This is a genomic window from Streptomyces sp. NPDC050085, from assembly GCF_044460595.1.
GTDB lineage: Bacteria > Actinomycetota > Actinomycetes > Streptomycetales > Streptomycetaceae > Streptomyces.
In genome coordinates, this window is sequence record NZ_JBITJZ010000018.1 from 34,852 (window position 1) to 60,878 (window position 26,027).

Genomic DNA, 26,027 nt, shown 5'->3' on the forward strand with positions numbered 1-26,027 from the left:
CCCAACTCCACCCGGCATGGGACCAGTTGACCCATGTCGGGGGCAACTGCCCGCGGTTACCCTGGGTTTCATGCTGCTGGGTCGCACAGCGGAATGCGCGCGGATCGCCGACCTCGTCGAGGACGCCCGCAGGGGACGGAGCACCGCCCTGGTGATCCGCGGAGAGGCCGGGATCGGCAAGACCAGCCTGCTGCAGTACGCGGAGTCGATCGCCGGGGACCTCACCCAGCTGCGGACCCACGGCATCGAGGCCGAGTCCCGACTCCCGTACGTCGGACTGGCCGACCTCTTCCGGCCGGTCACCGACCACCTCGACCGCATCCCCGACCGCCAGGCCGCCGCCCTCACCGGAGCCCTCGCGCTCGGCCCGGCCGTCGCCCAGGACCGGTTCGGTGTGGCGGCGGGCACGCTCAGCCTCCTCGGCGCGGTCAGCGACACGGGCCCGGCCCTGGTGATCGTCGACGACGCGCAGTGGCTCGACCCGTACTCCCTGGACGCCCTCGCCTTCGCCACCCGCCGCCTGAGCCGCGAGGGCATCGTCGCCCTGTTCGCGACCCGGGACACCGGCGACGCGGCCTCCCGCCTCGCGCCGGTCGAGACGCTCACCCTGCGCGGCCTGGACGCCGACGCGGCACGGCGGCTCGTCGCCGCCGAACCCCTGTCCCCGCACGACGTCACCTGGCTCCTCGCGGAGGCCCGCGGCAACCCCCTCGCCCTCGTCGAACTGCCCGCCCTGCTCACCCGCGGCGGCCACCGCCCCGACACCGGCGCCCCGCTGCCCATCGGCGAGATGCTCGCCCGCACCTTCCACAGCGCCATCGCCCAACTGCCCGCGCCGACGCAGGACGCCATGCTGCTGCTCGCTGTCCTCGGCCCGCGGCCCCTTGTCGGAACCGAACGCGTACTGCGAGCCCACGAGTTGACCTACTCGGCGCTCGAACCGGCCGAGCGGGCAGGGCTGATGACCGTGGAGGAAGGCGCCTACGTCTTCCGGCACCCCCTCGTGCGCTCCGGCGTCTACCACGGCGCCAGCGCGGGGCGCCGCTGGCGTGCCCACCGCACCGTCGCCCACGCCCTCCAGGACGCCACGGCCCCCACCGCCCTCGAACGCTACGCCTGGCACCTCGCCGAGTCCGGCGCCGACCCCGACGAACAGGTCGCCGCCGCCCTCGAACGCGCTGCGTCCGGCGGCCCCGGCAGCCTCACCCTCCCGCTCGCCTCCCGCCTGTACGCGCACGCGGCCCGCTTCACGCCGGAGGAGGAGCACAAGGCGCGCCGCCTGCTGTCCGCCGCCCGCGCCGCCCAGGCGGCCGGCTCCCTCGACGAGGCCGCCGACCTCCTCGACCGGGCCCTCGGCCACTCCGCCCACGAACGGACCCGGCTCGAGGTGCGCGGGCTCCGCTGCTACGTCGACATCCAGCGGGGCCGGCCCGCCCGGGCCCGCGAACAGCTGCGCGCCGCCGTCGACGAGGCCCGCCGCGTCGACCCGGCCCTCGCCGCCGTCATGCTCGGCGGCATCACCCTCACCGAACTCGCCATCGGCGACCTCACCGCGGCCCGCCTCACCTCCGCCGAGTCGATGCAGATCACCGAGGCGTTCGGCGACCCGGCCGCGGCGCTCCCCGTACGCCTGCTGCACGCGCTCGTCCAGCTCCTCGGCGGCGACGCGGACGACGGGCGCGCACTGCTGCGCGAACTCGAAAAGCCGCTCGCCGCACCGGACTTGGCGTTCCCCTACCCCGTCTCCGGCGTCGGCGGCCTGTGCCATCTCGCCGCCGAGGAGCTCGACGAGGGATACGCCCTGCTCGACCGCGCCGTGCACGCCGCCCGCACCTCGAGCACCGTGGGCCTGCTCGCGCACCTGCTCGGCACCCTGTCCGTCGTCGAGTACTGGCGCGGCGAGTGGAACGCCGCGCTCGCCCACGCCGACGAGTCCGCCCGCCTCGGCGAGGACACCGGGCGTGTCATCGAGGTGTGCCGGGCGCTCGCCGCCCAGGCCAAGGCCGAGGCCGCCCTCAACCGGGAGACCGACTGCCGCCGCCACGGCGCCCAGGCCGCCGCCCTCGCCGCGACCGCCGACCTGCCCATGGACGCAGCCCGCGCCCACGGCGCACTCGGCCTGCTCGAACTGGGCCTCGGCCGCTTCGAGGAGGCCGCCGGGCACCTGGAAAAAGTGCGGGAGTTCTCCCTCGCCAACGGCCGCGGCGACGGCCTCTACCTCTCCTGGGCCGCCGACCTCGCCGACGCCTACGCCCACCTCCACCGCACCGAGGAGGCGCACGAGGCGCTGCGCGTCCTGGTGCACGAGGCGGGCCGCGGACACCGCCCGATCACCGCCGCCGCTGCCGCCCGCTGCCGGGCCATGCTCGAACCGGCCGACGCCGAGGCCCACTTGGACCGCGCACTCGCCCAACTCGGAGCCGTGTCCGCCCCGTTCGAGCGCGGCCGCATCGAATTCACCCGCGGTGAACTGCTGCGCCGCCAGGGCAGGCGCAGCGAGGCGCGGCGGTGGCTGCGGCGCGGCCTCGCCACGTTCGAGCGGCTCGGCGCCGGGGGCTGGGCGGCCCGCGCCGCCGCCGAACTCCACGCGGCGGGCGGCGACCGGGTCCCCGCGGGCCGTACCCCGCTCGACGGGCTGACCCCGCAGGAGTTGCGCGTCGCCCTCGCCGTCGGCCGCGGCGTCACCAACCACGAGGCCGCCGAGCAGCTCTTCCTGAGCGTCAAGACGGTCGAGTTCCACCTCGGCAACATCTACCGCAAGCTCGAAGGGGTCCACCGCAGGGCCCAACTGGTGCGCCTGCTCAGCCAGTCCGCAGGACCCTGAGGGGTCCGGGCATACAGCGGGGGTGCCCGCTGCGGGCACCCCCGTCCCCCGTTTGTTCCCCCGTACCGGAAGACCCGTGCGCTTCCGTGTCCTCCACGATGGACCTGTACGCCGCCCCTGGCCACGGTGAAAACCCTGGGATCGGGGCCCGGGGCCGTACGACGGTTGATGTAGTCGTACCGACGGCCCCGGAGTACGACGGGCGTCACGTCGAGGGACGCCACCTCGGGGCGCGCGTCAGCTCCGTTCGCCCGCCGGCTTCATGCGGAATCCGGGCCCGGGCGTGTTCTCGATGTCCCCGGCCTCCACCGGGTGGCCCTGATCGCAGCAGATCCGGACGTCGACGTGCCCGCCGCACTCCCGGTGCCGCGGCACAACGGCGGGGCCCTCCGGGTCGGCGCGGTAGCGGTCGCCCCACTGAAGGAGGCCGAGGATGGCCGGGGCGAGGTCTGTGCCCTTGGGTGTGATCACGTACTTCGGTCGGCTGCGGGCTCCCGGCTCCTGGTACGTGTCGGTGGCCAGGATGCCCTCCGCCACGAGCATCTTCAGCCGCGTCGCGAGGAGGTTGCGGGGGCAACCGAGGACGTGCTCGATGTCGCCGAAGCGGGACGAGCCGTACCAGATCTCGCGGAGGATCAGGATCGTCCACTTGTCGCCCACGATCTGCAGGGTCCGCGCGATCGAGCAGTTCGAGGTGTCCCGGTCCAGGCGGGGATCCCCGGCGGTGTCCTGACGAGCGGTGGTCCATTCGTTCATGGGGCGACTCTAACCACACCTGAGTTTACTTTTCTATACTCAGCGCGTAGCGTCGTGAGTGTAGGCACGACCCGCCGCATGCGAAGGGCGCGTACGACACCGATCCACCAAGGAGCACCACCATGGGAAGAACGATGAAGACCTTCCTGATCGAGAAGTACGGCACCAAGGGCGCCGGGACCGGAGTACGAGCCGCCGAACGCCCCGCCCCGCAGATGGGCGCCGACGATGTCCTGGTCAAGATCCACGCGGCAAGCGTCAACCCGCTCGACCTCCGGCTCCGCGACGGCGCTTTCAAGACGTTCCTGCCGTACGAGCTTCCGCTGGTCCTGGGCAACGACCTCGCCGGGGAAGTCGTCGGGGTGGGCTCAGCCGTCACCCGGTTCACGGTCGGCGACGAGGTCTTCGCGCGGCCGGACAAGGACCGCATCGGCGCCTTCGCCGAACTCATCGCCGTGCACCAGGACGACCTGGCGCCCAAGCCCGCCACGCTCACGATGGCGGAGGCCGCGTCGCTGCCGCTGGTCGCCCTGACCGCCTGGCAGGTCCTGGTCGAGCGGGCGCGCGTACAGCCGGGCCAGAAGGTCCTCGTGCACGCGGGCGCCGGCGGCCTGGGCAGCATCGCCGTCCAACTGGCGAAGGCGCTCGGAGCGCACGTCGCCGCCACCGCGAGCGGGGCCAAGGCCGACCTCGTCGAGGAGCTCGGCGCCGACGTCGTCGTCGACCACCGGACGCAGGACTTCGTGACCGTCCTCGACCACGACTACGACGTCGTCCTCGACAGCCTCGGCGGCGACAACCTGGCGCGGTCCTTGCAGGTGCTGAAGCCGGGCGGCCTGGCCGTCAGCGTCGCGGGCCCGCCCGACCCGGCCTTCGCCCGCGAGCTGGGCCTGAACCCTGTGCTCCGGGTGGTGATGAGCGCCCTCAGCTTCACGATCCGGCGCAGGGCCAAGCGGCTCGGCGTGCGCTACACGTTCCATTTCATGCGGGCCAGTGGTGTCCAGCTGCGCGAACTGACCCCCCTGATCGACGACGGCAGGATCCGCCCCGTCGTCGACCGCGTCTTCCCGTTCGACGAGACCCCTCAGGCGCTGGAGTACGTCGAGAAGGGCCGCGCCAAGGCCGGCAAGGTCGTCATCACGATGGAGTGAGGGCCCAGGCCCCAGGGCGTCGGCAGGAGCACCAGGAACGCCCGCTGAGCGCGGCGGCGCGTTTGACGGGGACGAACCGGGTCAAACGATCTACCGGGACATGCGGCCGAAGGTCGTGCGTATGGCTGCCCGGCCTGTGGGCACACGGTACGGCCGCAGCCGCGCGCGAGCCGCGTGTCACCGACCGGCACGACGAGAGGCAGATCCATGACCCAGGACGTTTCCCCCGCCACCACCACGGATTCGGGGGCCCCGGTGGAGAGCGACGAGCACTCGCTCACCGTCGGGGCGGGCGGCCCGATCCTGCTCCAGGACTCGTACCTGATCGAGCAGATGGCGCAGTTCAACCGTGAACGGATCCCCGAGCGGCAGCCGCACGCCAAGGGCAGCGGCGCCTTCGGCCACTTCGAGGTCACGGGCGACGTCACCGCCTACACCAGGGCGGCACTCTTCCAGCCGGGCACCCGCACCGAACTGGTCGCCCGGTTCTCCACGGTCGCGGGCGAGCGCGGCAGCCCGGACACCTGGCGCGACCCGCGCGGCTTCGCGGTGAAGTTCTACACCAGCGAAGGCAACTACGACATGGTCGGCAACAACACCCCGGTGTTCTTCATCAAGGACCCGATGAAGTTCCAGCACTTCATCCGGTCCCAGAAGCGCCGCGCCGACAACAACCTGCGCGACCACGACATGCAGTGGGACTTCTGGACGCTGTCCCCGGAATCCGCCCACCAGGTCACCTGGCTGATGGGCGACCGCGGCATCCCGCGCACCTGGCGCCACATGAACGGCTACACGTCCCACACCTACATGTGGATCAACGCCCAGGGCGAGCGCTTCTGGGTGAAGTACCACTTCAAGACCGACCAGGGCATCGAGTTCTTCACGCAGGACGAGGGCGACCAGATGTGCGCCACCGACACCGACTTCCACACCCGTGACCTCTTCGAGCACATCCGCGACGGCGACTTCCCGAGCTGGACGCTGCACGTGCAGGTCATGCCGTACGAGGACGCGGCGACGTACCGGTTCAACCCGTTCGACCTCACCAAGGTCTGGCCGCACGCCGACTACCCGCTGACCGAGGTCGGGCGGATGACCCTGGACCGCAACCCCACCGACAACCACGCGGAGATCGAGCAGGCCGCCTTCCAGCCGAACAACTTCGTGCCCGGCATCGGCCCGAGCCCCGACCGGATGCTGCTGGGCCGGCTGTTCTCGTACGCGGACGCCCACCGCCACCGGATCGGCGGCAACTACCAGCAACTGCCGGTCAACGCACCGGTCGTGCCCGTCCACACGTACTCCAAGGACGGGGCGATGGCCTACCGGAAGACCACGGACCCGGTCTACGCGCCGAACTCCAAGGGCGGCCCCGCGGCCGACACGCAGCAGTACGGGACGCCGCCCGGCTGGTACGCGGACGGGGAGATCACCCGCGCCGCCAACGTCGACCACGCCGAGGACGACGACTGGGGCCAGGCAGGGACGATGGTGCGCGAGGTCCTCGACGACGCCGCGCGCGACAGGCTCGTGGACAACGTCGTGGGCCACCTGCTGGACGGCGTGAGCGAACCCGTCCTGACCCGCGCGTTCGCCTACTGGTCGAACATCGACAAGTCGATCGGGGAACGCATCGAACAGGGCGTGCGCGCCAAGGCCTGACCGATCCGGTGCGGACGCGCCTGGACCGTGCGCACCGGGGTCAGGCCCGACCGGCCGGGCCCCGGGGCGCCGGTCACGCGCCGCCGTGGGTGCGTCGCACGCACTCCGCCACGACCTCCCGCAGGCTCCCGGTGCGCCGGTGGACCTCACGCTGCACGCGCGCCCCGTTGCCGTCGCGCAGCAGCCGGTCCAGCCGGTCGCGGGCCTCGGCGAGGTCGCCGGTGTCCTCCAGCGCGGGGCGCACGTGCGCGAACAGCGCCTCCACCGCGGACTCGGCCGGCACGGGACGCATCTGCGCGGGGCTCACCAGCTGGTCGTCGAGGCCCGAACGGCCCGCACGCCAGGCCGCGAGCCGCAGCAGAGCCACCGGGTGGGCGGCCGGGGGCACACCGGCCCGCCACTGCCGGGCCGCCGTCTCGACCAGGCCGCGCACCAGCACGGCCAGCAGCACGGTCGTCGACGGTTCGAGACAGACGTCGGCGACGCGCACCTCCACGGTCGGGTGGGCCGCGGAGAGCCGGGCGTCGAAGTAGACCATGCCCGGGTCCCGTACGACACCGGTGGCGACCATGGCGCCGACCTGGTCGTGGTACGCGGCCGCGTCCTCGAAGAGCTCCACGGGCCCCGCGGACGGCCAGCGCCCCCACACCCGGCTGCGATAGCTGCTGTACCCGGAGTCCTTGCCCTGCCAGAACGGTGAGTTGGCGCTCAGCGCGACCAGGACGGACAGCCAGGGACGGATCCGGTTCAGCACGGCGACGCCCTCTTCGTCGGACTCCACGTACACGTGGACGTGACAGCCGCACGTGAGCTGTTCCTGCGTGGTGAGGCCGAAGTGATCCGCGAGCCACTGGTGGCGCGTGCCGCTGCTGATGGTGGGGCTCACCGGAAGCGGTGACGTGGCCAGCGCGGCGGCCGTGGCGCCGAGCCGCTCCGCGTGATCGGCGGCCGCCGCGCGCCAGCGGGTGATGTCCCGGGCGAGGTCCGCCATCGCCTCGCGCGGACGCGTGGCGAACTCCAGCTGCTCGCGGTGGAGTTCCGCCTCGAAGAGGTCCTCGTCCTCCTTGCGGGCGGCCGCCGCGAGCACCGCGCTGGACAGCGCCCGGGGCTCGCCGCTCGCCCGGTCGACGAGCAGGAGTTCCTCTTCCACACCGACACTGCGCATACGTCACGTCCCCACGCGATAACGGGCTCCGGGGACCGGTTGTCCCCGGCGCCGCCGACCAAACCGGCACGTTCAACAGCCGACTGCGGGGGCATTCGGGCCTTGCCGCCGGTCACCGTGTCCGGTGGCGGCGGCGCGAGGGAGGACACGCGATGGCAGCGACCGGGGTCCTGCGAGGCCTGCGATCCGCGAGGACCGGCAAGACCGGCAAGGCCCGCAGGGCGGCGCGGAGTTCGGCCGTCGACATCGGGGCGCGGTGGGGACTCGCCGCACGGGGCGTGTTGTACGTACTCATCGGCATCCTGGCCCTGCGCATCGCCCTCGGCGACGACGGAGGCTCGGGCAACGAGGCCGACAGCAGCGGCGCCGTACGGGAGTTGGCGCGTCAGCCGTGGGGCGAAGTCCTGGTGTGGGCGGTGGGCATCGGCCTGGTCGGCCTGGCCGTGTGGCGCTTCACCGAGGCGGTGTTCGGCGCGTCGGGCCCGGACGGCTCGAAGCAGGGCAAGCGGGCGCTGTCCGCCGTGCGCTGCGTGTTCTACGGGTTCATGGCCGTGTCCGTGCTGTCGTTCGTGATCGCGTCCAAGGGCGGTTCGGGCAGTGACGCCACCTCGCAGGACCTGACCGCGCGGGCCCTCGAACTCCCGCTGGGCCGCTGGCTGGTGGGGTTTGCCGGCCTCGTGGTGATGGGCATCGGCGTGGGCGTCGGCGTGCGCGCCGCGCGGCGCACCTTCCGCAAGCACCTGGAGAAGGCGAAGCTGCCCCGCGGCCTGGACCGGACGGTCGACGTCCTCGGCGTCGTCGGCGGCCTGGCCCGTGGCCTGATCTACACGGCGGCCGGCGTCTTCGTCGTCAGCGCGGCGCTCCACTACGACCCCGACGAGGCGAAGGGCATGGACGGAGCCCTGCGCAGCCTGGCCCGCACACCCGCAGGGCCGTGGCTGCTGATCCTGGTCGCCGGGGGACTGGTCCTGTTCGGCCTGTTCTCCTGCCTGCTGGCCCGCTGCCGGCGGGTGTGAGAGCTGGGTCTCGAAATCCCTGGGACAGGAGTACGGAAACCCGCCCCGCTGTACCCTGATGAGTACGCCCTTGACCTGCACAAAGGCAGGCAGGGAGCCGATTTTTCAGGAGTGCATCCATGCTGCGCACCATGTTCAAGTCCAAGATCCACCGGGCCACCGTCACCCAGGCCGACCTGCACTACGTCGGCTCGGTCACCATCGACGCGGACCTGCTGGACGCCGCCGATCTGCTGCCGGGCGAGCTCGTGCACATCGTCGACATCGACAACGGCGCACGTCTGGAGACGTACGTCATCGAGGGCGAACGCGGCTCCGGCGTCATCGGGATCAACGGGGCGGCAGCGCACCTCGTGCACCCGGGCGACCTCGTGATCATCATCAGTTACGCTCAGGTCGACGACGCCGAGGCGCGGTCGCTGCGACCCTCGGTCGTGCACGTGGACCGGGACAACAGGATCGTGGCGCTCGGCGCGGACCCGTCCGAGCCGGTGCCCGGCGGCGACGTGACGCGCAGCCCCCACGCGGTACCCGCGAGCTGAGATCCGCCTCGTCCAGGACGGCAGGAGAGCCCCATGAGCCCCATGAGCAGCGACATCGAGATCCACGACGACCGGGACCGGGGCCTCCTGCTGGCCCGCACCGGCGCCGACACGTCGGACGGCGAGATCGTCGGGTACATCCAGTACTTCGTGCTCGACGAGCCGCAGCGCGCCCTCGTCCCGGTCCACACCATCGTGGAGCCGCAGCACGAGGGCAAGGGCATCGCGGGCTCGCTCGCGCGCGAGCTGTACGCCATCGCCGCCCGCGAGGGCATCGCCGTCGCGCCGCTGTGCCCGTTCGTCGTGAAGTGGGCCGAGCGGCACCCGGGCGAGGCCCCGGCCGTCTCCGCCGAACTGCTCACCGCCGCGCAGGACGCGCTCGCCGCCGACCCCGGGAAGTGGTGACCGGGGCGGCTGCATAGGGTGCGGGGCATGATCGTCACGCTCCTGCACACCTCGCCGGTCCACGTTCCCGTCTTCGACGCCCTGCGCGCCGCGGGCCACCCGGACCTCACGCTGCGCCACGTCGTACGGGAGGACCTGCTGGAGCGTGCGATGGAGACCGGGCCCGACTCCGTCGCCGACGACGTGCGCGCGCTCCTCGAGGCCGCCGAGCGGGACGGCGCGGACGCGGTCCTGTGCACCTGCTCCAGCATCGGCGGCATCGCCGAGGACCTGGGCGGCGCCCTCGCAGTGCCCGTGCTGCGCGTCGACCGGCCGATGGCCGCGCGGGCCGTCGCCGCGGGCGCGCGGATCGCCGTCGTCGCCACGGTGCACAGCACGTTCGGTCCGACGGTCGCCCTCGTCGAGGAGGAGGCCGCCCGCGCGGGGCGCACCGTCGACGTGCGGCCCGTGTTCGTGGCGGACGCCTGGGAGTGCTTCCTCGCCGGTGACCGGGACGGCTACCTCGACAAGGTCGCCGCCGCGGTCGACGCCGTCACGGACGCCGACGCGATCGTCCTCGCGCAGGCCTCCATGGCCGACGCCGCCGACCGGGCCCGTACCGCCGTGCCCGTGCTGTCCAGCCCGCGGCCCGGGCTCGACGCCGCGGCCACGGAATGCGAGCGCGCCAAAACCGCTTAGGTTGAAGGGAGTTCCCCCGACGACCCCGACAGAGGAGCAGCGGCCATGGCAGACACCGACGTCGTCATCAGCCCGACCGGCTGGGTGGCGGACCAGGCGCGGACGTACGAGGAGTCCGGCGGCACGAAGGGCACCACCATCCAGGGCGTCCCGTGCCTGCTGCTCGACTATCAGGGCCGCAAGTCGGGGCAGTGGCGGCGCACCGTCCTCATCTACGGGCGTGACGGCGACGACTACCTGATCGTGGCCTCGTACGGCGGCTCCGACGCCCACCCCCTGTGGTACCTCAACCTCCAGGCCAACCCGGACGTACGGCTGCGCGTGGGCACCGAGCGGTTCGAGGCGCGGGCCGAGACGCTGTCCGCCGAGGACAAGGCGCGGGTCTGGGACTCGCTGGTCGAGCTGTTCCCGCAGTACGCGGCCTACCAGAAGAAGACCGACCGGGACATCCCCGTCGTCCGTCTGACCCGCACGAACGGCTGATCGAACGGCCCTTTGACGCGTGGACTCGGCAGGCGTGGGCACGCGACCCGGGAGACAGTGGACAGGACCCCCCTCCGAACCTCTGGAGGCAGAGCCATGACCCATCCGTTCCCCGACCCCGTCCCGCCGAGCCCCGTCCCCGTGCCGGGACCCGACGTCCCCGACCCGTTCCCGACGCCGGACCCGCTTCCGACGCCGGGGCCCCGGCCCGTGCCGGAGCCCTCGCCGTCGCCGGTGCCACCGGGGCCGAAGCCGGAACCCGACCCGGCACCGCCGGAGCCCGAGCCGTCACCGGTGTAGGTGCTAGGCGTCGACCTCGGAGCGGTCCCCGCCCCACAGCGTGTGGAACGAGCCCTCGCGGTCGGTGCGCCGGTACGTGTGCGCGCCGAAGAAGTCCCGCTGGCCCTGCGTGAGCGCGGCCGGCAGGCGCTCGGCGCGCAGCGCGTCGTAGTACGCGAGCGCCGCGGCGAAGCCCGGCGTCGGCACGCCCTGCGTGGTCGCGGCGACCAGGACGGCACGCCAGTCGTCCTGCGCCGCCGCGATCTCGTCGGCGAAGCCCTTGTCCGACAGGAGGGACACCAGGCCGGGCTCGGCTTCGTAGGCCGCCGTGATCCGGTCGAGGAACGCCGCCCGGATGATGCAGCCGCCGCGCCAGATGCGGGCGACCGCGCCCAGGTCGATGTCCCAGTCGTACTCCTCGCTGCCCGCGGCGATCTCGTGGAAGCCCTGCGTGTACGACACGATCTTCGAGGCGTACAGGGCCTGTTCGACCTTGTCGGCGAAGGCCGCGGCCTCGGACTCGCTCAGGGGCTTCGCCGTCGGACCGGCCAACTCCCGCGACGCGGCGCGCAGTTCGGCGTGCCCGGACAGCGACCGCGCGAACACCGCCTCGGCGATGCCGGACACCGGCACGCCCAGGTCGAGCGCGATCTGCACCGTCCAGCGGCCGGTGCCCTTCTGTTCGGCCTGGTCCTGGACGACGTCCACGAACGGTTTGCCGGTGGCCGCGTCCACATGGGACAGGACCTCCGCCGTGATCTCGATCAGATACGAGTCCAGGCGGCCCGTGTTCCACGTACGGAAGATGTCGGCGATCTGCGCGGGGGAGTACCCGGCGACGTCGCGCAGCAACTGGTAGGCCTCGCCGATAAGTTGCATGTCGGCGTACTCGATGCCGTTGTGCACCATCTTCACGAAGTGGCCCGCGCCGTCCGGGCCGACGTGCGTCACGCACGGGGCTCCGTCCTTCGCCTTCGCGGAGATCTTCTCCAGCATCGGGCCGAGCGAGTCGTACGACTCGACGCTGCCGCCGGGCATGATGCTCGGGCCGTGCAGCGCGCCCTCCTCGCCGCCGGAGACGCCCGTGCCGACGAAGTGGATGCCCTGCTCCCTGAGTTCCTTCTCGCGGCGCCGGGTGTCGGCGAAGTGCGCGTTGCCCCCGTCGACGATCATGTCGCCGGGCTCCAGGAGCGGCGCGAACTCCTTGATCACCGCGTCGGTGGGTTCGCCCGCCTTCACCATGACGACGAGGCGCCGCGGCCGTTCCAGGGCGGCCACGAACTCCTCGGCGGTGTCGGTGGGGACGAAGATGCCTTCCTCGCCGAAGTCCGACACCAGCTGGTGGGTGCGGGCCGCGGTGCGGTTGTGGAGGGCGACCGTGTACCCGTTGCGGGCGAAGTTCCGGGCCAGATTGCGCCCCATGACGGCGAGCCCCGTGACACCGATCTGCGCTGTAGTGCTCATGCCTGTCGCTCCTGTATTGGGAAACTGATGGATCTTGTTCAGTTGTCGCGCCGTGAGGCGTAGCGTAGGTATCCGTCCCCCCACGCAACTCGTTCGAACTCTCTACGATCCTGGAGCCGTGCGTGCCTCATTTCGACCTGCCGCTCGACGAACTGCGGGCGTTCAAGCCCGCGTTGACGGCCCCCGACGACTTCGACGCCTTCTGGGAGAAGACCCTGGCCGAGACCAGGGAACACGACCTCGACGCGCGCTTCGAGCCGGTCGACGTCCCGTACACGGCAGTGGACGTATTCGACGTTACGTACGCGGGCTTCGGCGGGCATCCCGTGAAGGGGTGGCTGATCCTTCCCGCGGGCACCACCGAGCCGATACCGGCCGTGGTCGAGTACATCGGCTACAGCGGCGGCCGCGGCCTGCCGCACACGCACCTCAGGTGGGCGGCGGCCGGATTCGCGCACTTCGTGATGGACACCCGCGGCCAGGGCAGCGGCGGCTCGGTCGGTGACACCACGGACCCGGTCGGCAGCGCTCCCTCGGTCTCCGGCTTCATGACGCGCGGTGTCCAGGACCCGCACGACTACTACTACCGGCGCGTGTACACCGACGGCGTGCGCGCCGTGGACGCGGCCCGCTCGCACCCGCTCGTGGACGCCTCGCGCGTGGCCGTGACCGGCGGCAGCCAGGGCGGCGGCATCACCATCGCGGTGGCCGGTCTCGTCCCCGACCTCAAGGCGGCCGCGCCCGACGTGCCGTTCCTGTGCCACTTCGGCCGCGCGGCCACGCTCACGGAGCGTCACCCGTACCGCGAGATCGCGCTCTACCTGAAGGCGCACATCGGCGAGGACGAGCGCGTCTTCCGTACGCTCTCGTACTTCGACGGCATGAACTTCGCGGCCCGCGCCACCGCGCCCGGCCTGTTCTCCGCGGCCCTGGAGGACCTGACCTGCCCGCCGTCCACGGTGTTCGCCGCGTACAACCACTGGGCCGGTGCCGAGCGGTCCATGGAGGTGTACGCCTTCAACGACCACGAGGGTGGCGGCCCCTTCCAGCAGGCGGTCCAACTGCGCTGGATTCCGGGCCACTTGAGGGGCTGAAAGTCGCCACCGTGGCTTGAGGAGCTCTTGTCATGACTGCGTAGGAGCGGCTAATTTGCCGCTCCTACGTGTGCCTGCACGGGTTCCGGAGGGGGCTTTCATGGCGTTACGGGGCCGGCATCGCCGGTATCAGCCGAGCCGGGTCAATCGCGCGTCGCTCACCGTGACCGTCGGGGGCGCGGGCATGGCGATCCCCCTCATCGGAGCGGGCGCGGCGCAGGCCGCGGACGCGCACACCTGGAACAAGGTGGCCGCCTGCGAGTCGAGCGGCAACTGGAGCATCAACACGGGCAACGGCTACTTCGGCGGCCTGCAGTTCACCCGCTCCACCTGGGCCGCGTACGGCGGCACCGCGTATGCGCCCCGCGCCGACCAGGCCACGAAGAGCCAGCAGATCGCCGTCGCCGAGAAGGTCCTCGAGGGGCAGGGGCCCGGGGCCTGGCCGGTGTGCGGTCAGCGGGCGGGCCTCGCCCGGACACCCGAGCGGGCCGCGGTGCGCCCGGTCACGGACGTGAAGCCCGAGGTCACGCCCCAGTCGACGGCGGGCCGCACGGAGATGTACACGGTGATCAGCGGCGACACCCTCTCGGGCATCGCCGACTCCCGCAAGGTGCCCGGCGGCTGGCAGCGGCTCTACGAGGCCAACCGCCGGACCGTCGGCGCCGACCCGGACCTGATCCTGCCGGGTCAGCGCCTGTCCGTGCCGGGCGCGTCCGCGAGGGCCGCAGCGCCCGGGAAGACGCGACAGCCCCACACGACGCAGCCGAAGAAGGCCCCTCCCAAGACGGCCGAGCCGAAGAAGGCCGAGCCGAAGCAGTCCGCGCCCAAGCAGTCCGCGCCGAAGAAGACCGAGACCAAGAAGACCGGGACGAAGAAGGCGCCGTCCCAGCACCAGACGCAGCCGAAGAAGACCCGGACGGCCACGAAGACCGCCTCGCACGGCGTCGTCGCCCCCGTCCAGGCCTCCCTCGGCACCCCGTACCACGCGGCCGGCTCCTCCTGGTCGAAGGGCTACCACACGGGCGTGGACTTCGCCGTGCCCACCGGCACCTCCGTCAAGGCCATCGCCGCAGGTCAGGTCGTCGACGCGGGCTGGGGCGGCTCGTACGGCTACCAAGTGGTGATCCGGCACGCCGACGGCCACTACAGCCAGTACGGACACCTGTCGGCCCTGTCCGTGAAGAGCGGCCAGCGCGTGGTGGAGGGCCAGCGCATCGCCCGCTCCGGGTCCACCGGCAACAGCACGGGCCCGCACCTGCACTTCGAGGTGCGGACCGGGCCCGGCTTCGGCAGCGACGTCGACCCGCTGGGATATCTGCGGGCCCACGGCGTCAGGATCTGACGTTCTCCACCGCCGGTTCGCCGGCGGGCGGCTTGGGCTGGCTCGGCATGCCGTCGAGTCCGGCCGGGCTGTCGGGGACCACCGGAACCTCCGCGTCGTCCGCGTCCTGCGCGGCGGCCGGTGCCGGTGTGGGTGCTTGTGCCGCGTGCTGTGCGACCACGTGCGTGCCGCGGCCCTGACCGATGCGCTCGGTCGTCAGCAGGATCAGGCCGCCCGCGGCCACGACGCCGCAGCCGAGTGCCAGGGCCGTGCCCACCGTCCCGTACCGGAAGGACTCGCCGAACAGGGTCAGGCCGACGGCCGCCGCCGCCACCGGGTTCACCACGGTCGCGGTCGCCAGGGGCGCGGCCAGGCCCGCGCCCCGGTACGAGGCCTGCGACAGGAGCATGCCGGTCGTGGCCAGGGCGGCGATCGCCAGCAGGCTCGTGAGCTGCTCGAACGGGTTGCCCGACCAGTCCACGGCCACGGACTTCGTGAACACCGACGCCATGCCGAACGCGCCGCCCGCCGCGACCGCGAGCAGCACCGCACGCACCACGGGGTGCCGGTGCGCGGCCCGCGCCGACGTCATCAGGACCAGCACGCCACCGGCCGTGATCAGGCCCACCAGCAGGCGCTCCGCACCGTCCAGGGAGTCCTCGGAGGCCGATCCCGTCAGCGCCAGCAGGCCCGCGAGCCCGACCGTCGCCATGATGGCCCCGCGCCAGGCGGTGGAACCCGCCCTGCGCCCCACCAGCAGGGCCGCCATGGGCAGCGCCAGCACGATCGTGAGGGCGCCCAGGGGCTGCACCAGGCTCAGCGGTCCACAGGCCAGCGCCACGACGTGCAGCAGCGCACCCAGACCGTTCAGACAGCCCGCGCCCCACCAGGCGGGCCTGCGCAGCGGCGCGTACGCCGACTCCGGTGACGTCTGCGCGACCCGCTCCTGCACGATCGCCCCGCCGGCGTAGGCCACCGCGGAGACGAGGGAGAGCAGCACGGACAGCGCCAGGGCACTCATATGGCGCCTCCGGCGATGCGGCTCGCGGCACGATCGGTTCTCATACCCTCTACGATCTCTCTCCCCGGCTCTCCTGTCGTCCGACCTGAGCAGGCATTGGGTCCTACTGCCGATGGAGTAGGCCGCCTGCCGAGTCATCCCCAGGGCGGGTGCCCGCGGGACACGGGAAGCCCTCCGTGCCGTCCGCGCTCTTCCGTGTACGGCGCCGATGCCTGACCATGAGAGACGAGCGAGCACAACCTTTCTGGGCGAGCACGACCCACCCGAGCCGTGGGTGGGATCCGACGACGGGGGCCGCGCGTGCGAGTGGGACTGCTCACGAGGGAGTACCCGCCGGACGTCTACGGCGGCGCCGGGGTCCATGTCGAGTTCCTGGCACGGGAGTTGAGGCCGCTCGTCGACCTCGAGGTGCACACCTGGGGCGAGGGCACCGCCGACGGAGTGCGCCGCCACCGCGCCTGGCCGGTGCTCGACGGGGCGAACGACGCGCTGCGCACCCTCTCCGTGGACCTCTCCATGGCCGCCGCCCTCGAAGGCCGCGAGCTCGTCCACTCCCACACCTGGTACACGAACCTCGCCGGCCACCTCGCGGCCCTCCACCTCGGCATACCGCACGTGATGACCGCCCACTCCCTGGAGCCGCTGCGCCCCTGGAAGGCCGAGCAGCTCGGCGGCGGCTACGCACTGTCGGCGTGGGCCGAGCGGACCGCGATCGAGGCCGCCGACGGCGTCATCGCCGTGTCCCGGGCGATGCGCGACGACATCCTCGCCTGCTACCCGGCCCTGGAGCCCAAGCGCGTCCGCGTCGTGCACAACGGCATCGACGTGTCGCTGTACCACGCCGACCCCGGCACGGACGTGCTGCGCCGCCACGGCATCGACCCGCGCCGCCCCTACGTCGTCTTCGTCGGCCGCATCACGCGCCAGAAAGGCGTGCCCCATCTGTTGCGCGCCGCCCGCGACCTGACCCCGGGCGTGCAAGTCGTGCTGTGCGCGGGCGCTCCCGACACCCCGGAGATCGGGCGCGAATTCCGGGAGCTGGTCGAGGAGTTGAAGAAGACCCGCGACGGAGTGTGCTGGATCCCGTCCATGCTGCCGCGCGGCGAGGTCGTCCAACTCCTCACGCACGCCTCGGTGTTCGTGTGCCCCTCGGTGTACGAGCCGCTCGGCATCGTCAACCTGGAGGCCATGGCCTGCGGCACCGCCGTAGTCGCCTCCGAGGTCGGCGGCATCCCCGAGGTGGTGGCCGACGGGGAGACGGGCCTGCTCGTGCCGTACGCGCAGACGGACCCAGAGGGGTTCGAGGCGGGCCTCGCCCGCGCCCTGAACGAGGTGGTCGGCGACCCCGAGGCGGCGCGCCGCATGGGGGACGCCGGGCGGGAGCGGGCCGCGGCGGAGTTCGGCTGGCACGCCGTCGCCCGCCGCACGGCCGAGGTGTACGGGGAGATCCTCAACGGCGGCTAGCACGCCGGGACTTGAAGGGGGCTGGCATGCGCGGTGGGCCTTCGGTGCTCGGGATCGTACTGGCGGGAGGAGAGGGCAAGCGGCTGCTGCCGCTGACCGCGGACCGGGCGAAACCCGCGGTGACCTTCGGCGGCACGTACCGCCTGGTCGACTTCGTCCTGTCGAATCTCGTGAACGGTGACATCCTGCGGGTCTGCGTCCTGACGCAGTACAAGTCGCACTCGCTCGACCGGCACGTCACCACGACCTGGCGGATGTCGAGCCTGCTCGGCAACTACGTCACGCCCGTTCCGGCGCAGCAGCGCCTCGGGCCGCGCTGGTACTCGGGCAGCGCCGACGCGATCCTGCAGTCCCTCAACCTCGTGCACGACGAACAGCCGGACTTCATCGCGGTGTTCGGCGCCGACCACGTCTACCGGATGGACCCGCGGCAGATGCTCGCCCAGCACATCGAGACCGGCGCGGGCGTCACCGTCGCCGGCATCCGGGTGCCGCGCGCGCAGGCCCCGCAGTTCGGGATCATCACGCCGGCCCGCGACGGCACGCGCGTCGAGGCGTTCCTGGAGAAGCCGTCGAACCCGCCGCCGCTGCCCGGCAGCCCGAACCAGGTCTTCGCCTCCATGGGCAACTACCTGTTCACCACGAAGATCCTCCTGGACGCGCTGCACCAGGACGCGGAGGACGAGAACTCGGCGCACGACATGGGCGGTTCGATCCTGCCGCTGCTCACCGAGCGCGGCGTCGCCCAGGTCTACGACTTCGACGGCAACCACGTCCCCGGCGAGACCGACCGCGACCACGGCTACTGGCGCGACGTCGGCACTCTCGATTCCTACTACGAGGCCCACATGGACCTCGTCTCGGACGAGCCGGAGTTCAACCTCGACAACCGGCGCTGGCCCATCTACACCCACTCGGGGCAGCTGCCGCCCGCCAAGTTCTGCGCGGCCAGCATGGTGAGCGAGTCGATCGTCAGTCCCGGCTGCGTCATCCGCGGCCAGGTCTCCAGGTCGGTCCTGTCACCGGGCGTGACGATCGAGGACGGCGCCGTCGTGCAGGGCTCGGTGCTCCACGACAACGTCCGCGTGGGACGCGGAGCGGTGGTGCGCGGTGCCGTCCTCGACAAGAACGTCGAGGTACCGGCGGGCGCGACCATCGGCGTCAACCCGGGCCGCGACGCGGAGCTCTACACCGTCTCCCAAGGGGGCGTCATCGCCCTCGGCAAGGGGCAGGCGGTGCACTGACCCGCAGCCGTCACACCGGATCCGCGTCCGGCGGCGCGCCCTCGAAGCCGTTGGCCCAGTAGCAGCCGCGCAGCGACAGGCCGAGCAGCATGCGCGTCGCCTCCTGCGGTGGCATCGGGCGCGGATCCGACTCCAACCACCAGTGCAGCACGGCGAGTTGCTCGCCGAACCTGGCGCGGGCCAGGACGTCGACGCTGATCCGGGGCGTGACCTTCTCGTGGTCGGCGCGCGCAAGCTGTTCGCCGCCGAGACGCCTTCCGGATCGCCGACGAGGCGGTGCAGATCCACGGCAAGGCGGGCCTGGTGCGCGGCGCCGAAGTGGAGTGGCTGTTCCGGCGGTTGCGCATGTTCCGGATGCTGACCGGGTCCTCCGAGATCCGGAAGAACGGCATCGCGCGCGACCTCCTCATGCCGAGGGAGCCACGCCCCTGACGTCGATCGGCACCGCGCCCGTGCGGTAGCCGCGCTCGTCGAGGAGATGGCCGTTGAGCTTCATCGGCCACAGGGCCACCGCCCGGTCGACCACCGTCAGGGCGGGCACCCGTTCGGCGAGCCGGACCTCGAAGCGCTGCGCATCGTCGAGCGAGCGGACCCAGGCGATCACCTTGAGGTTGTGGCGGCCGATCACCCCCGCGCACAGCCGCACCTCACGCGCGCCGGTGACCTGCTCGGCCACCGCCCGCAGGTCGCCCGGCGCCGCCCGGCCCCACAGGATCAGCGACACCGGCCACTCCGACAGCGGCCTCGCCACCTCGCAGCGGGTCTGCGCCATGCCCGCGGCGAACAGCCGGTTCACCCGCCGGCGCACCGTGTCCGGGCTCGTCCCGCACCGCTCGGCGAGGGCGCGGTGCCCCGCCCGGCCGTCCACCGACAGCTCGGCGAGCAACGCGTGGTCGAGATCGGTCAGCTCGAAGACCGGCGCGTCCGCGCGGCCCGGCGACGTGTCGGTGAGGCGGGCGATCTGCTCGGCGTCCAGCGCGCGCAGCCGCCAGCGGCTGCCCTCCGTGTAGACGGTGCTCGCCAGATGGGTGCGGGTGGCGACGATGCCCTCCAGCGCGCCGAGCCGGTGCGTCACCCAGTGGGTGAGCGCCGACAGCCGCGGCGCGAACACCGTCAGCAGCAGGTCGCGTCCGCCACTGACGTGCTCGACCGCCACCACGTGCGGCTCGGCCGTCAGCGCACGGGCGACGGCGGACAGCCGGCCGTTCGCGCAGTCGACCTCGACGAACGCCAGACACCCCTGGCCGGACTCGGCGACGACCGGCGCCGGATGACAACTGACCCAGGCGGCGCCCGCCTCCGTCAGCCGGGTCCAGCGGCGGGCCACCGTCACCGGATCCACCCCGATCGCCGCGCCGATGCGGGCCCAGCCGGCCCGCGGCGCGATCTGCAGGGCGTGCACGAGGGCCTGGTCCAGGTCGTCGAGCACCATCCTGCCGGATTCCTGCACCACTGCTCTACTCCTGCGTTTTCCCTGCGATTCAAGACCCGTTCATGCGCCAGGGCAGCACCCTGAACGCCATTCCCCCTATTCCCCCTCGTCCCGCCGGACCGTACACCAGGAGGCTCATCCGCCATGTCGATCACCGAACGTGCCCGGGAACTCCAGCCCGAACTCGTCGAGCTGCGCCGCGCCCTGCACCGCGAACCCGAGCTCGGCCTCACGCTGCCCCGCACCCAGGAGAAGGTCCTCGCCGCGCTCGACGGACTGCCCCTGGAGATCACCCTCGGCAAGGACCTCAGCTCCGTCACCGCCGTGCTCCGCGGCACACGACCCGGCGGCGCCGTGCTCCTGCGCGGCGACATGGACGCCCTGCCCGTCACCGAGAACAGCGGCGTGGAGTACGCCTCCCAGGTCCCCGGCGCCATGCACGCCTGCGGCCACGACCTGCACACCGCCGGGCTCGTCGGCGCGGCGACTCTGCTCGCGGAGCGCCGCGAACACCTCCACGGCGACGTCGTGTTCATGTTCCAGCCGGGGGAGGAGGGCCACAACGGCGCGGGCGCCATGATCGAGGAAGGCGTCCTCGACGCCGCGGGCAAGCCCCTCGACGCGGCGTTCGCCCTGCACGTCGCCGCGAACCGGCTGCCCGGCGGCCTCGTCGCCACCCGGCCCGGCACCGTGACCTCCGCCTCCGACGTGCTGCGCGTCACCGTGCGCGGCAAGGGCGGGCACGGCTCGACCCCGTACAGCGCCAAGGACCCGATCCCCGTCGCCTGCGAGATCGTCACCGCGATCCAGACCTGGGTGACGCGCCGCTTCGACCTCTTCGACCCGGCCGTCGTCACCGTCGGCACCTTCCACGCCGGGACGCAGCAGAACGTCATCCCGGAGACCGCCACCTTCGAGGCGACCGTGCGCAGCTACTCCCAGGCCGCGCACGAGCGGCTCGTCGAGGGACTGCCGCGCCTGGTGCGCGGCATCGCCGAGGCGCACGGCATCGACGCCGAGGTGTCGTACGACGTGATGTACCCGGTCACGGTCAACGCGCCCGATGAGACCGCCTTCGCGCTCGACACCGCCCGCGAACTGCTCGGCGGCGACCAGGTGTGGCAGGCGCCCGACCCCGCGAACGGCTCCGAGGACTTCGCGTTCGTCACCCAGCGCGTCCCGGGCGTCATGCTCCTGGTCGGCGCCGCCCCCGAGGGCGTCGACGCCACCACCGCACCCATGAACCACTCACCGCGGGCCGTCTTCGACGACCGGGTCCTCGGCCGCCAAGCCGCCCTGCTCAGCGCGCTCGCCGAGCGGCGCCTGGCGCGGGGATCCGCCGCGTGAGCGCGCCGAAGGTACGTGCCGTCGTCGGGCTACTCGTCGCCTTCGAGCTGGTCAGCGGGTTCCTCCAGGGCGCCGCCGTGCCGCTCGTGCCCGAGATCCAGGACTGGCAGGGCATCAGCACAGGACAGGCCCAGTGGTTCACCACGGTCCAGTACCTGGCCGCCGCGATCAGCGTCCCGGCCCTCGGCCGCCTCGGTGACCTGTACGGACACCGGCGGATGATCCGGGTCACGCTCGCCGTGATCGCCACGGGCACGGTCCTGGTCGCCTGCGCCCCCGACCTGGGCGTCCTGCTCCTAGGCCGTGCGCTGATGGGTCCGCTGGCGGCCCTGCTCCCGCTGGAGATCGGTCTCGTCCGCGACCGGCTGAGCGTCGAGGGCGGGCGCAAGGCGGTCGGCCTGCTGGTCGGCACGCTCACCCTCGGCACCGTGCTCGGGCACGCGCTCGTCGGACCGCTGCTCAGCCTGCTCGGCGATCTGCGCGCGACGCTCGTCGCGCTCGCCGCCCTGGCGATCGGCTGCCTCGCCCTCGCCTTCACCGCGATCCCCGAGTCCCGCACGCGGGCCGCGGGCCGGATGGACTGGTCCGGCGCGATCCTGCTCGCCCTCGCCCTGACCGCCCTGCTCGGCACACTGTCGCGCGGCGCCGCCCGGGGCTGGGGCTCCGCGCCGACACTCGGCGGACTGCTGCTCGCCGCCGTGCTCCTCGGCATCTGGATCAGACTCCAACTCGCCCGCCCGCACGCCCTGGTGGACATCCGGGCCGTGGCCAGGAGACGCAGCGCCCCCTACTACGTCTCGGGGTTCGTCCTCGGCTCGGTGATGCTCGGCGGGCAGAGCGTCGCCGTCAGCTTCATGGCCGCTTCGCCCGGCGAGGCGGGGTACGGCTTCGGCCTCGCCGCCTGGCAGATCAGCGTGTACGGCGTCGTCCCGAACGTGATGGCGTTCGCCGGGTCCGCCGTGTGCGCCGCGCTCGCCGTCCGCATCGGCTACCGGAGGCTCCTGCTCGTGTCGTTCACCGCCCTGGCCACGGGGTACGGCGGCCTGATCGTGCTGCACTCGGGCATGGCGGCGTTCATGGCCGCCAACGCGCTGGTCGGCGTCGGCTGCGGACTCGCGCTCGGCGGGCTGCCCACCGTGATCGTGGAGGGCAGCGCCGCCGACCGCACGGCGAGCGCCACCGCCGTCTACAACAACCTCAAGACGCTCGGCGGCAGCATCGGCGGCGCTGCCTTCGCCGTCGTACTCGGCTCCCTGGTCGTCGGCGGGACGGACACCCCGGCCCTGAGCGCCTACGTCACGATCTGGGCCGCGGGTGGCGCGGCCTGCGTCCTCGCTGTCCTGGCCCAACTCGCCCTGAACGCAAGGAAGTCCGCTCAGGCGCCGCCCGGCGTCGCCGTCCCGGCCGGATCCGGTGGTGAGCGGCCTGGTTAACCTGCACGGGTGACCACCGAGCTGACCCTGCTGGCGCGCGTCGCCCACCACGGGCGGGAGATCACCGCGCCACGGCTGCGGGACCTCCTCGCGCTGCTCGCCCGCGACCTGCGGACGGGCTGCGGCACCGAGCGGCTGGTGGCGGGGCTGTGGCCGGACGAGCGGCCGGAGCGGCCGGGCAAGGCCGTGCAGGTCCTGGTCTCCCGGGCGCGTGCCCTCCTCGGCGCCGACGTCATCGCGAGCACGCCCACCGGCTACCGGCTCGCCCTCACCGAGGAACAGGTCGACAGTTCCGCCCTGCTGCTGCAGGCCACGGCGAGTGCCGAGCGGGCCCGGGCCGGGGACCACACGGGGTCGCTGGCCGCGGCCGAGGCCGGGCTCGCCCTGTGGGACGGCGCCGCGGACGGGGGCGAGGACCCCGTCGCGGTGCTGCGCGGCGAGCGCGCCCCGGTCCACGCCGGGCTCGTCCGCGCGCGGGCCCTCGCACTGGCCCGCCTCGGCCGGCACGCCGAGGCCGCGGAGCCGCTGGCCGCGATCGCGGGGCGAAGGCCGCGCGACGAGGAGGTCCTCGCGGCACTGCTGCGCTGCGAGGCGGCGACCGCGGGGCCCGCCACCGCACTCACCCGGTACGAGGCCTACCGCCGGGGCCTGCGCGAACGGCTCGGCACGGATCCCGGACCCCAACTCCAGTCGGTACAGCGGGAGTTGCTGTCCGGTGCGGCACCCGTCGTGCGCCACGGCGTGCCGCACGAGCCCAACCCGCTGCTCGGCAGGGACGCCGACGTCGAAGCCGTGGAACAGCTGCTGCGGACCTCCCGCGTCGTCTCCGTCGTCGGCGTCGGAGGCCTCGGCAAGACCCGGCTCGCGCACGCCGTCAGCCGCCGGGCCGCACAGCGCGTCGTGTACTTCGTGCCGCTCGTCGCCGTCACCGCGGACGGCGACGTCGCCGCGGAGGTGGCCTCCGCGCTCGGTGCGGGGGAGGGGCGGTCCGCGGGCCTCGGCCTGCCCGCCCCGGCCGACCCGGTCGGCGCCGTCCTCGGCGCGCTCGGCTCCGGGCCCGCCCTGCTGGTCCTCGACAACTGCGAACAGATCGTCCGGGGCGCCGCCGACCTCGTACAGGCCCTGGTGTCGTCCTCGAAGGACCTGCGGGTGCTCGTCACCGGGCGGGCGCCGCTCGGCCTCACGTCGGAGGCGGTGTACGCGCTGCCCGAGCTCCAACTCGGCACGTCCGTCGAGCTGTTCACCCAGCGGGCCCGCGCCACGCGGCCCGGCGTCGACCTGCCGCCGGACGCGGTCGCTGGGCTCTGCCGCCACCTCGACGGCCTGCCGCTCGCCGTGGAGCTGGCCGCGGCACGGGTCCGCGTCCTGTCGGTCCCGGAGATCGCCCGCCGCCTCGGCGACCGGTTCGCGCTGCTGCGCGGCGGCGCACGGGACGCGCCCGAACGCCACCGCACGCTGCGGGCGGTCGTGGAGTGGAGCTGGAACCTGCTCGCCCCCGACGCCCGCGCGGCGCTGCGCACGCTCTCCGTCTTCCCCGGCGGCTTCAGCGGCGAGGCGGCGGAGCACGTGCTCGGCGAGGACGCGCTGGTCCTGCTCGAGCAGCTGGCCGGCCAGTCGCTGCTCACCGTCGTCGACACCCCGACCGGTGTGCGGATGCGGATGCTGGAGACCGTACGGGAGTTCAGCGCCGCCAGGCGCGCGGAGGCGGGCGAGGACGAGCGCGCCGTCGGCCGGCTCCTGGCCTGGGCACGGGACTTCGGCGTCGCCCACCACGACGTCCTGCTCGGCACCCGGTCGTCGGCCGACTGGGAGTCGATCAAGTCCGAGCAGGACAACCTCGTGACGGCCCTGCGGCACGCCCTCGCCCGGACGGACGGCGCCACCACCGCCGCCGTCACCGCCGTCCTCGCCGCCCTGTGGTCCACCGACTCCGACTACGCTCGCCTCACCGCACTCGCCGCCGAGACCGGGCCGCCACTGTCGCACTACCGGCCCGAGCCCGCACACGTCGAAGTCGCCCGCACCGCCGCCGTGTTGTGTGCCGCCATGCTCTTCGTGGACCAGGGCCCGCGCGTCGGGCGGCACCTCGTCACCCTGCGCCGGCTGCCCCCGGCCCCGCCGGACACGCTGCTGCGGGCCACCGCGGTGGTGCTGAGCGCACTGCCGCGGATGCTGCCTCCGCAGTACGCGGTGCTGCGGGAGCTGTGCGCCAGCGAGCAGCCGCTCGTCGCGTCCGTCGCCGAGGCCGTCGCCACGTACGTCTGGGAGTACGAGCACGACATGGACCGCGCGCTCGGGTCCGCCCGGCGCATGGTCGACGTCCTGGCGACGGTCGACAGCCCCGTGCTCGCCGTCCTCGGCAACTCCCGGCTGAGCGACCTGAGCCTGAAGACCGGCGACGGCGACGCCGCCCACGCCTACCTGCTGGCCGCACGCGAGGCGCTGCCCCGGCTCGGCGACGAGAACGACTACGTCGGCATCCGCTGGGGCCTCGCCCTCGCCTGTCTGCAGCGCGGCGACCCCGACGAGGCCGAGTCCTGGCAGCGGCGGGCCGAGGCGGACGGCGCCGTGCAGAAGGACGCCTTCTACAGCCCCGACCTGGGCGTGCGCGCGGAGATCGCGCTCGCCCGCGGTCACACGGAGACGGGGCTCCGGCTGTGGCGGCGGGCCGTGGCACGGCTGGGCGTCGCCGGGGCGCCGTACGCCGACGACCCGTGGCTCGACCCGTGGGCCCTGCAGATCCAGGCGGCGGCGGTGACGGCGCACGCGTACGCCGGGCGCCTCGAGGACGTCGCCGGGACGCTCGACCGGCTGCGGGCGGTGCTCGCCGGACCGCCGTGCGACCACCTCGCGCTGCCCGTCCTCGGGACGGTGGCGCACGCGCTCGGCGTGGCGGGCCTCACCGGCCGGGACCCGGCCGCGGTCCGGACGGCCGCGCTGGCCGAACGGCTGTGGGTGCTGCGGGAGTTCCACCCCACCATGGCGGCGGACCGCGCCCGGCACGCGGCCGAGGACACCGACCGGGCGGCGTACGCCGACGCGCTCGCCGAGTACGCCGCCCTGGACCGGGACGCGCTGCGGGCCGCGGCCCGCGCCCTGAGAGCCTGTCTTTGAACCCCCGTCGCCCGCCCGAGGGGGGGGGGCGGGGGGTGCAAGACCGGCGCTCCCGCCCGCGCCCCGGGGGACAGCGCCGCCGCCCCCCCCGCACCCCGCCCCCGCCGGCCGCCGCCCCCCCCCCCCCCG

The 26,027-nt window shown here is 73.2% G+C and carries 21 protein-coding genes; 16 read left to right on the forward strand and 5 right to left on the reverse strand.

Translation table 11 applies throughout. The features are described 5' to 3' along the window. The first annotated feature begins 70 nt into the window (after positions 1-70). Entirely contained in the window at positions 71-2,824 is a 2,754-nt protein-coding gene (locus ACIBUY_RS37970) for an ATP-binding protein (protein WP_399155072.1), read from the forward strand. A gap of 237 nt (positions 2,825-3,061) precedes the next feature. Here the strand turns inward: ACIBUY_RS37970 and ACIBUY_RS37975 are convergent, their stop codons facing one another. Then, on the reverse strand, positions 3,062-3,580 hold the full coding sequence (locus ACIBUY_RS37975) for a winged helix-turn-helix transcriptional regulator (RefSeq protein WP_399155073.1): 519 nt from the start codon (positions 3,578-3,580) through the stop codon (positions 3,062-3,064). Between the two features lie 134 nt (positions 3,581-3,714). Here ACIBUY_RS37975 and ACIBUY_RS37980 point away from each other — a divergent pair, with 134 nt between their 5' ends. Together ACIBUY_RS37980 and ACIBUY_RS37985 are read left to right on the forward strand one after the other, a co-directional pair. Further along, positions 3,715-4,731, forward strand: coding sequence for an NADP-dependent oxidoreductase (locus ACIBUY_RS37980; protein WP_399155134.1), 1,017 nt, complete (start codon positions 3,715-3,717; stop codon positions 4,729-4,731). 207 nt (positions 4,732-4,938) lie between these two features. Beyond that, complete coding sequence (locus tag ACIBUY_RS37985; RefSeq protein WP_365578093.1) at positions 4,939-6,396, forward strand: catalase; 1,458 nt, start codon at positions 4,939-4,941, stop codon at positions 6,394-6,396. Between the two features lie 73 nt (positions 6,397-6,469). Here ACIBUY_RS37985 and ACIBUY_RS37990 read toward each other — a convergent pair whose 3' ends face one another. Then, positions 6,470-7,561: a glutamate--cysteine ligase gene (locus tag ACIBUY_RS37990; RefSeq protein ID WP_399155074.1), complete on the reverse strand. Its 1,092-nt coding sequence runs from the start codon at positions 7,559-7,561 to the stop codon at positions 6,470-6,472. Positions 7,562-7,713: 152 nt separating this feature from the next. On the opposite strand from ACIBUY_RS37990, the gene ACIBUY_RS37995 reads away from it, so the two are divergent. From ACIBUY_RS37995 to ACIBUY_RS38015, 5 genes are all read left to right on the forward strand, one after another. After that, positions 7,714-8,577 (forward strand): DUF1206 domain-containing protein, encoded by an 864-nt coding sequence (locus ACIBUY_RS37995; protein WP_399155075.1) that lies wholly within the window; start codon positions 7,714-7,716, stop codon positions 8,575-8,577. 119 nt (positions 8,578-8,696) lie between these two features. Then, positions 8,697-9,119 (forward strand): aspartate 1-decarboxylase, encoded by a 423-nt coding sequence (panD, locus tag ACIBUY_RS38000; RefSeq protein ID WP_399155076.1) that lies wholly within the window; start codon positions 8,697-8,699, stop codon positions 9,117-9,119. 33 nt (positions 9,120-9,152) lie between these two features. After that, a complete protein-coding gene (locus ACIBUY_RS38005) occupies positions 9,153-9,524 on the forward strand; it encodes a GNAT family N-acetyltransferase (RefSeq protein ID WP_399155077.1) in 372 nt (123 codons plus the stop codon). A 27-nt stretch (positions 9,525-9,551) separates the two neighbouring features. Then, entirely contained in the window at positions 9,552-10,202 is a 651-nt protein-coding gene (locus ACIBUY_RS38010) for an aspartate/glutamate racemase family protein (protein ID WP_365578101.1), read from the forward strand. Positions 10,203-10,247: 45 nt separating this feature from the next. After that, positions 10,248-10,685, forward strand: a complete 438-nt coding sequence (locus ACIBUY_RS38015; protein ID WP_399155078.1) for a nitroreductase family deazaflavin-dependent oxidoreductase — start codon at positions 10,248-10,250, stop codon at positions 10,683-10,685. 303 nt (positions 10,686-10,988) lie between these two features. On the opposite strand, the gene gndA is transcribed toward ACIBUY_RS38015, so the two are convergent. Further along, positions 10,989-12,428 carry an NADP-dependent phosphogluconate dehydrogenase gene (gene gndA / locus ACIBUY_RS38020; RefSeq protein WP_365578105.1) on the reverse strand — a complete coding sequence of 480 codons (1,440 nt, stop codon included), beginning with the start codon at positions 12,426-12,428 and terminating at the stop codon, positions 10,989-10,991. Positions 12,429-12,550: 122 nt separating this feature from the next. Between gndA and ACIBUY_RS38025 the strand changes: the two genes are divergently transcribed. Next, a complete protein-coding gene (locus ACIBUY_RS38025; protein WP_365578107.1) occupies positions 12,551-13,522 on the forward strand; it encodes an acetylxylan esterase in 972 nt (323 codons plus the stop codon). Positions 13,523-13,622: 100 nt separating this feature from the next. After that, complete coding sequence (locus ACIBUY_RS38030; protein WP_399155079.1) at positions 13,623-14,864, forward strand: transglycosylase family protein; 1,242 nt, start codon at positions 13,623-13,625, stop codon at positions 14,862-14,864. On the opposite strand, the gene ACIBUY_RS38035 is transcribed toward ACIBUY_RS38030, so the two are convergent. Beyond that, positions 14,854-15,864, reverse strand: coding sequence for a DMT family transporter (locus tag ACIBUY_RS38035; protein WP_365578111.1), 1,011 nt, complete (start codon positions 15,862-15,864; stop codon positions 14,854-14,856). The genes ACIBUY_RS38030 and ACIBUY_RS38035 overlap by 11 nt on opposite strands. Positions 15,865-16,170: 306 nt before the next feature. Here ACIBUY_RS38035 and glgA point away from each other — a divergent pair, with 306 nt between their 5' ends. The 3 genes from glgA (at position 16,171) to ACIBUY_RS38050 (ending at position 19,004) form a co-directional block, all read left to right on the forward strand. Beyond that, on the forward strand, positions 16,171-17,328 hold the full coding sequence (glgA, locus tag ACIBUY_RS38040) for a glycogen synthase (RefSeq protein ID WP_365578131.1): 1,158 nt from the start codon (positions 16,171-16,173) through the stop codon (positions 17,326-17,328). A 26-nt stretch (positions 17,329-17,354) separates the two neighbouring features. After that, on the forward strand, positions 17,355-18,572 hold the full coding sequence (gene glgC, locus ACIBUY_RS38045; protein WP_365578113.1) for a glucose-1-phosphate adenylyltransferase: 1,218 nt from the start codon (positions 17,355-17,357) through the stop codon (positions 18,570-18,572). Positions 18,573-18,848: 276 nt separating this feature from the next. Beyond that, positions 18,849-19,004: an acyl-CoA dehydrogenase family protein gene (locus ACIBUY_RS38050; protein WP_399155080.1), complete on the forward strand. Its 156-nt coding sequence runs from the start codon at positions 18,849-18,851 to the stop codon at positions 19,002-19,004. Here the strand turns inward: ACIBUY_RS38050 and ACIBUY_RS38055 are convergent. Continuing rightward, the gene (locus tag ACIBUY_RS38055; RefSeq protein WP_399155081.1) at positions 18,979-20,025 is read right to left on the reverse strand and encodes an Lrp/AsnC family transcriptional regulator; all 1,047 of its coding nucleotides are present in this window, start codon (positions 20,023-20,025) and stop codon (positions 18,979-18,981) included. The two genes, ACIBUY_RS38050 and ACIBUY_RS38055, sit on opposite strands and share 26 nt — an antisense overlap. 123 nt (positions 20,026-20,148) lie before the next feature. Between ACIBUY_RS38055 and ACIBUY_RS38060 the strand changes: the two genes are divergently transcribed. Genes ACIBUY_RS38060 through ACIBUY_RS38070 form a run of 3 tightly spaced genes read left to right on the forward strand, consistent with a single transcriptional unit; the run spans position 20,149 to position 25,898 of the window. Beyond that, on the forward strand, positions 20,149-21,351 hold the full coding sequence (locus ACIBUY_RS38060) for a M20 family metallopeptidase (RefSeq protein WP_399155082.1): 1,203 nt from the start codon (positions 20,149-20,151) through the stop codon (positions 21,349-21,351). Beyond that, positions 21,348-22,784: an MFS transporter gene (locus ACIBUY_RS38065; protein ID WP_399155083.1), complete on the forward strand. Its 1,437-nt coding sequence runs from the start codon at positions 21,348-21,350 to the stop codon at positions 22,782-22,784. Before ACIBUY_RS38060 ends, ACIBUY_RS38065 begins: the two co-directional genes overlap by 4 nt. A gap of 9 nt (positions 22,785-22,793) precedes the next feature. Further along, positions 22,794-25,898, forward strand: a complete 3,105-nt coding sequence (locus ACIBUY_RS38070) for an ATP-binding protein (RefSeq protein WP_399155084.1) — start codon at positions 22,794-22,796, stop codon at positions 25,896-25,898. The last annotated feature ends 129 nt before the right edge of the window (positions 25,899-26,027 follow it).

Coding starts and splice junctions, on each gene's coding strand:
- ACIBUY_RS37970 (WP_399155072.1), top strand. CDS start 71: ATGCTGCTGGGTCGCACAGCGGAATGCGCGCGGATCGCCGACCTCGTC.
- ACIBUY_RS37975 (WP_399155073.1), bottom strand. CDS start 3,580: ATGAACGAATGGACCACCGCTCGTCAGGACACCGCCGGGGATCCCCGC.
- ACIBUY_RS37980 (WP_399155134.1), top strand. CDS start 3,715: ATGAAGACCTTCCTGATCGAGAAGTACGGCACCAAGGGCGCCGGGACC.
- ACIBUY_RS37985 (WP_365578093.1), top strand. CDS start 4,939: ATGACCCAGGACGTTTCCCCCGCCACCACCACGGATTCGGGGGCCCCG.
- ACIBUY_RS37990 (WP_399155074.1), bottom strand. CDS start 7,561: ATGCGCAGTGTCGGTGTGGAAGAGGAACTCCTGCTCGTCGACCGGGCG.
- ACIBUY_RS37995 (WP_399155075.1), top strand. CDS start 7,714: ATGGCAGCGACCGGGGTCCTGCGAGGCCTGCGATCCGCGAGGACCGGC.
- panD (WP_399155076.1), top strand. CDS start 8,697: ATGCTGCGCACCATGTTCAAGTCCAAGATCCACCGGGCCACCGTCACC.
- ACIBUY_RS38005 (WP_399155077.1), top strand. CDS start 9,153: ATGAGCCCCATGAGCAGCGACATCGAGATCCACGACGACCGGGACCGG.
- ACIBUY_RS38010 (WP_365578101.1), top strand. CDS start 9,552: ATGATCGTCACGCTCCTGCACACCTCGCCGGTCCACGTTCCCGTCTTC.
- ACIBUY_RS38015 (WP_399155078.1), top strand. CDS start 10,248: ATGGCAGACACCGACGTCGTCATCAGCCCGACCGGCTGGGTGGCGGAC.
- gndA (WP_365578105.1), bottom strand. CDS start 12,428: ATGAGCACTACAGCGCAGATCGGTGTCACGGGGCTCGCCGTCATGGGG.
- ACIBUY_RS38030 (WP_399155079.1), top strand. CDS start 13,623: ATGGCGTTACGGGGCCGGCATCGCCGGTATCAGCCGAGCCGGGTCAAT.
- ACIBUY_RS38035 (WP_365578111.1), bottom strand. CDS start 15,864: ATGAGTGCCCTGGCGCTGTCCGTGCTGCTCTCCCTCGTCTCCGCGGTG.
- glgC (WP_365578113.1), top strand. CDS start 17,355: ATGCGCGGTGGGCCTTCGGTGCTCGGGATCGTACTGGCGGGAGGAGAG.
- ACIBUY_RS38060 (WP_399155082.1), top strand. CDS start 20,149: ATGTCGATCACCGAACGTGCCCGGGAACTCCAGCCCGAACTCGTCGAG.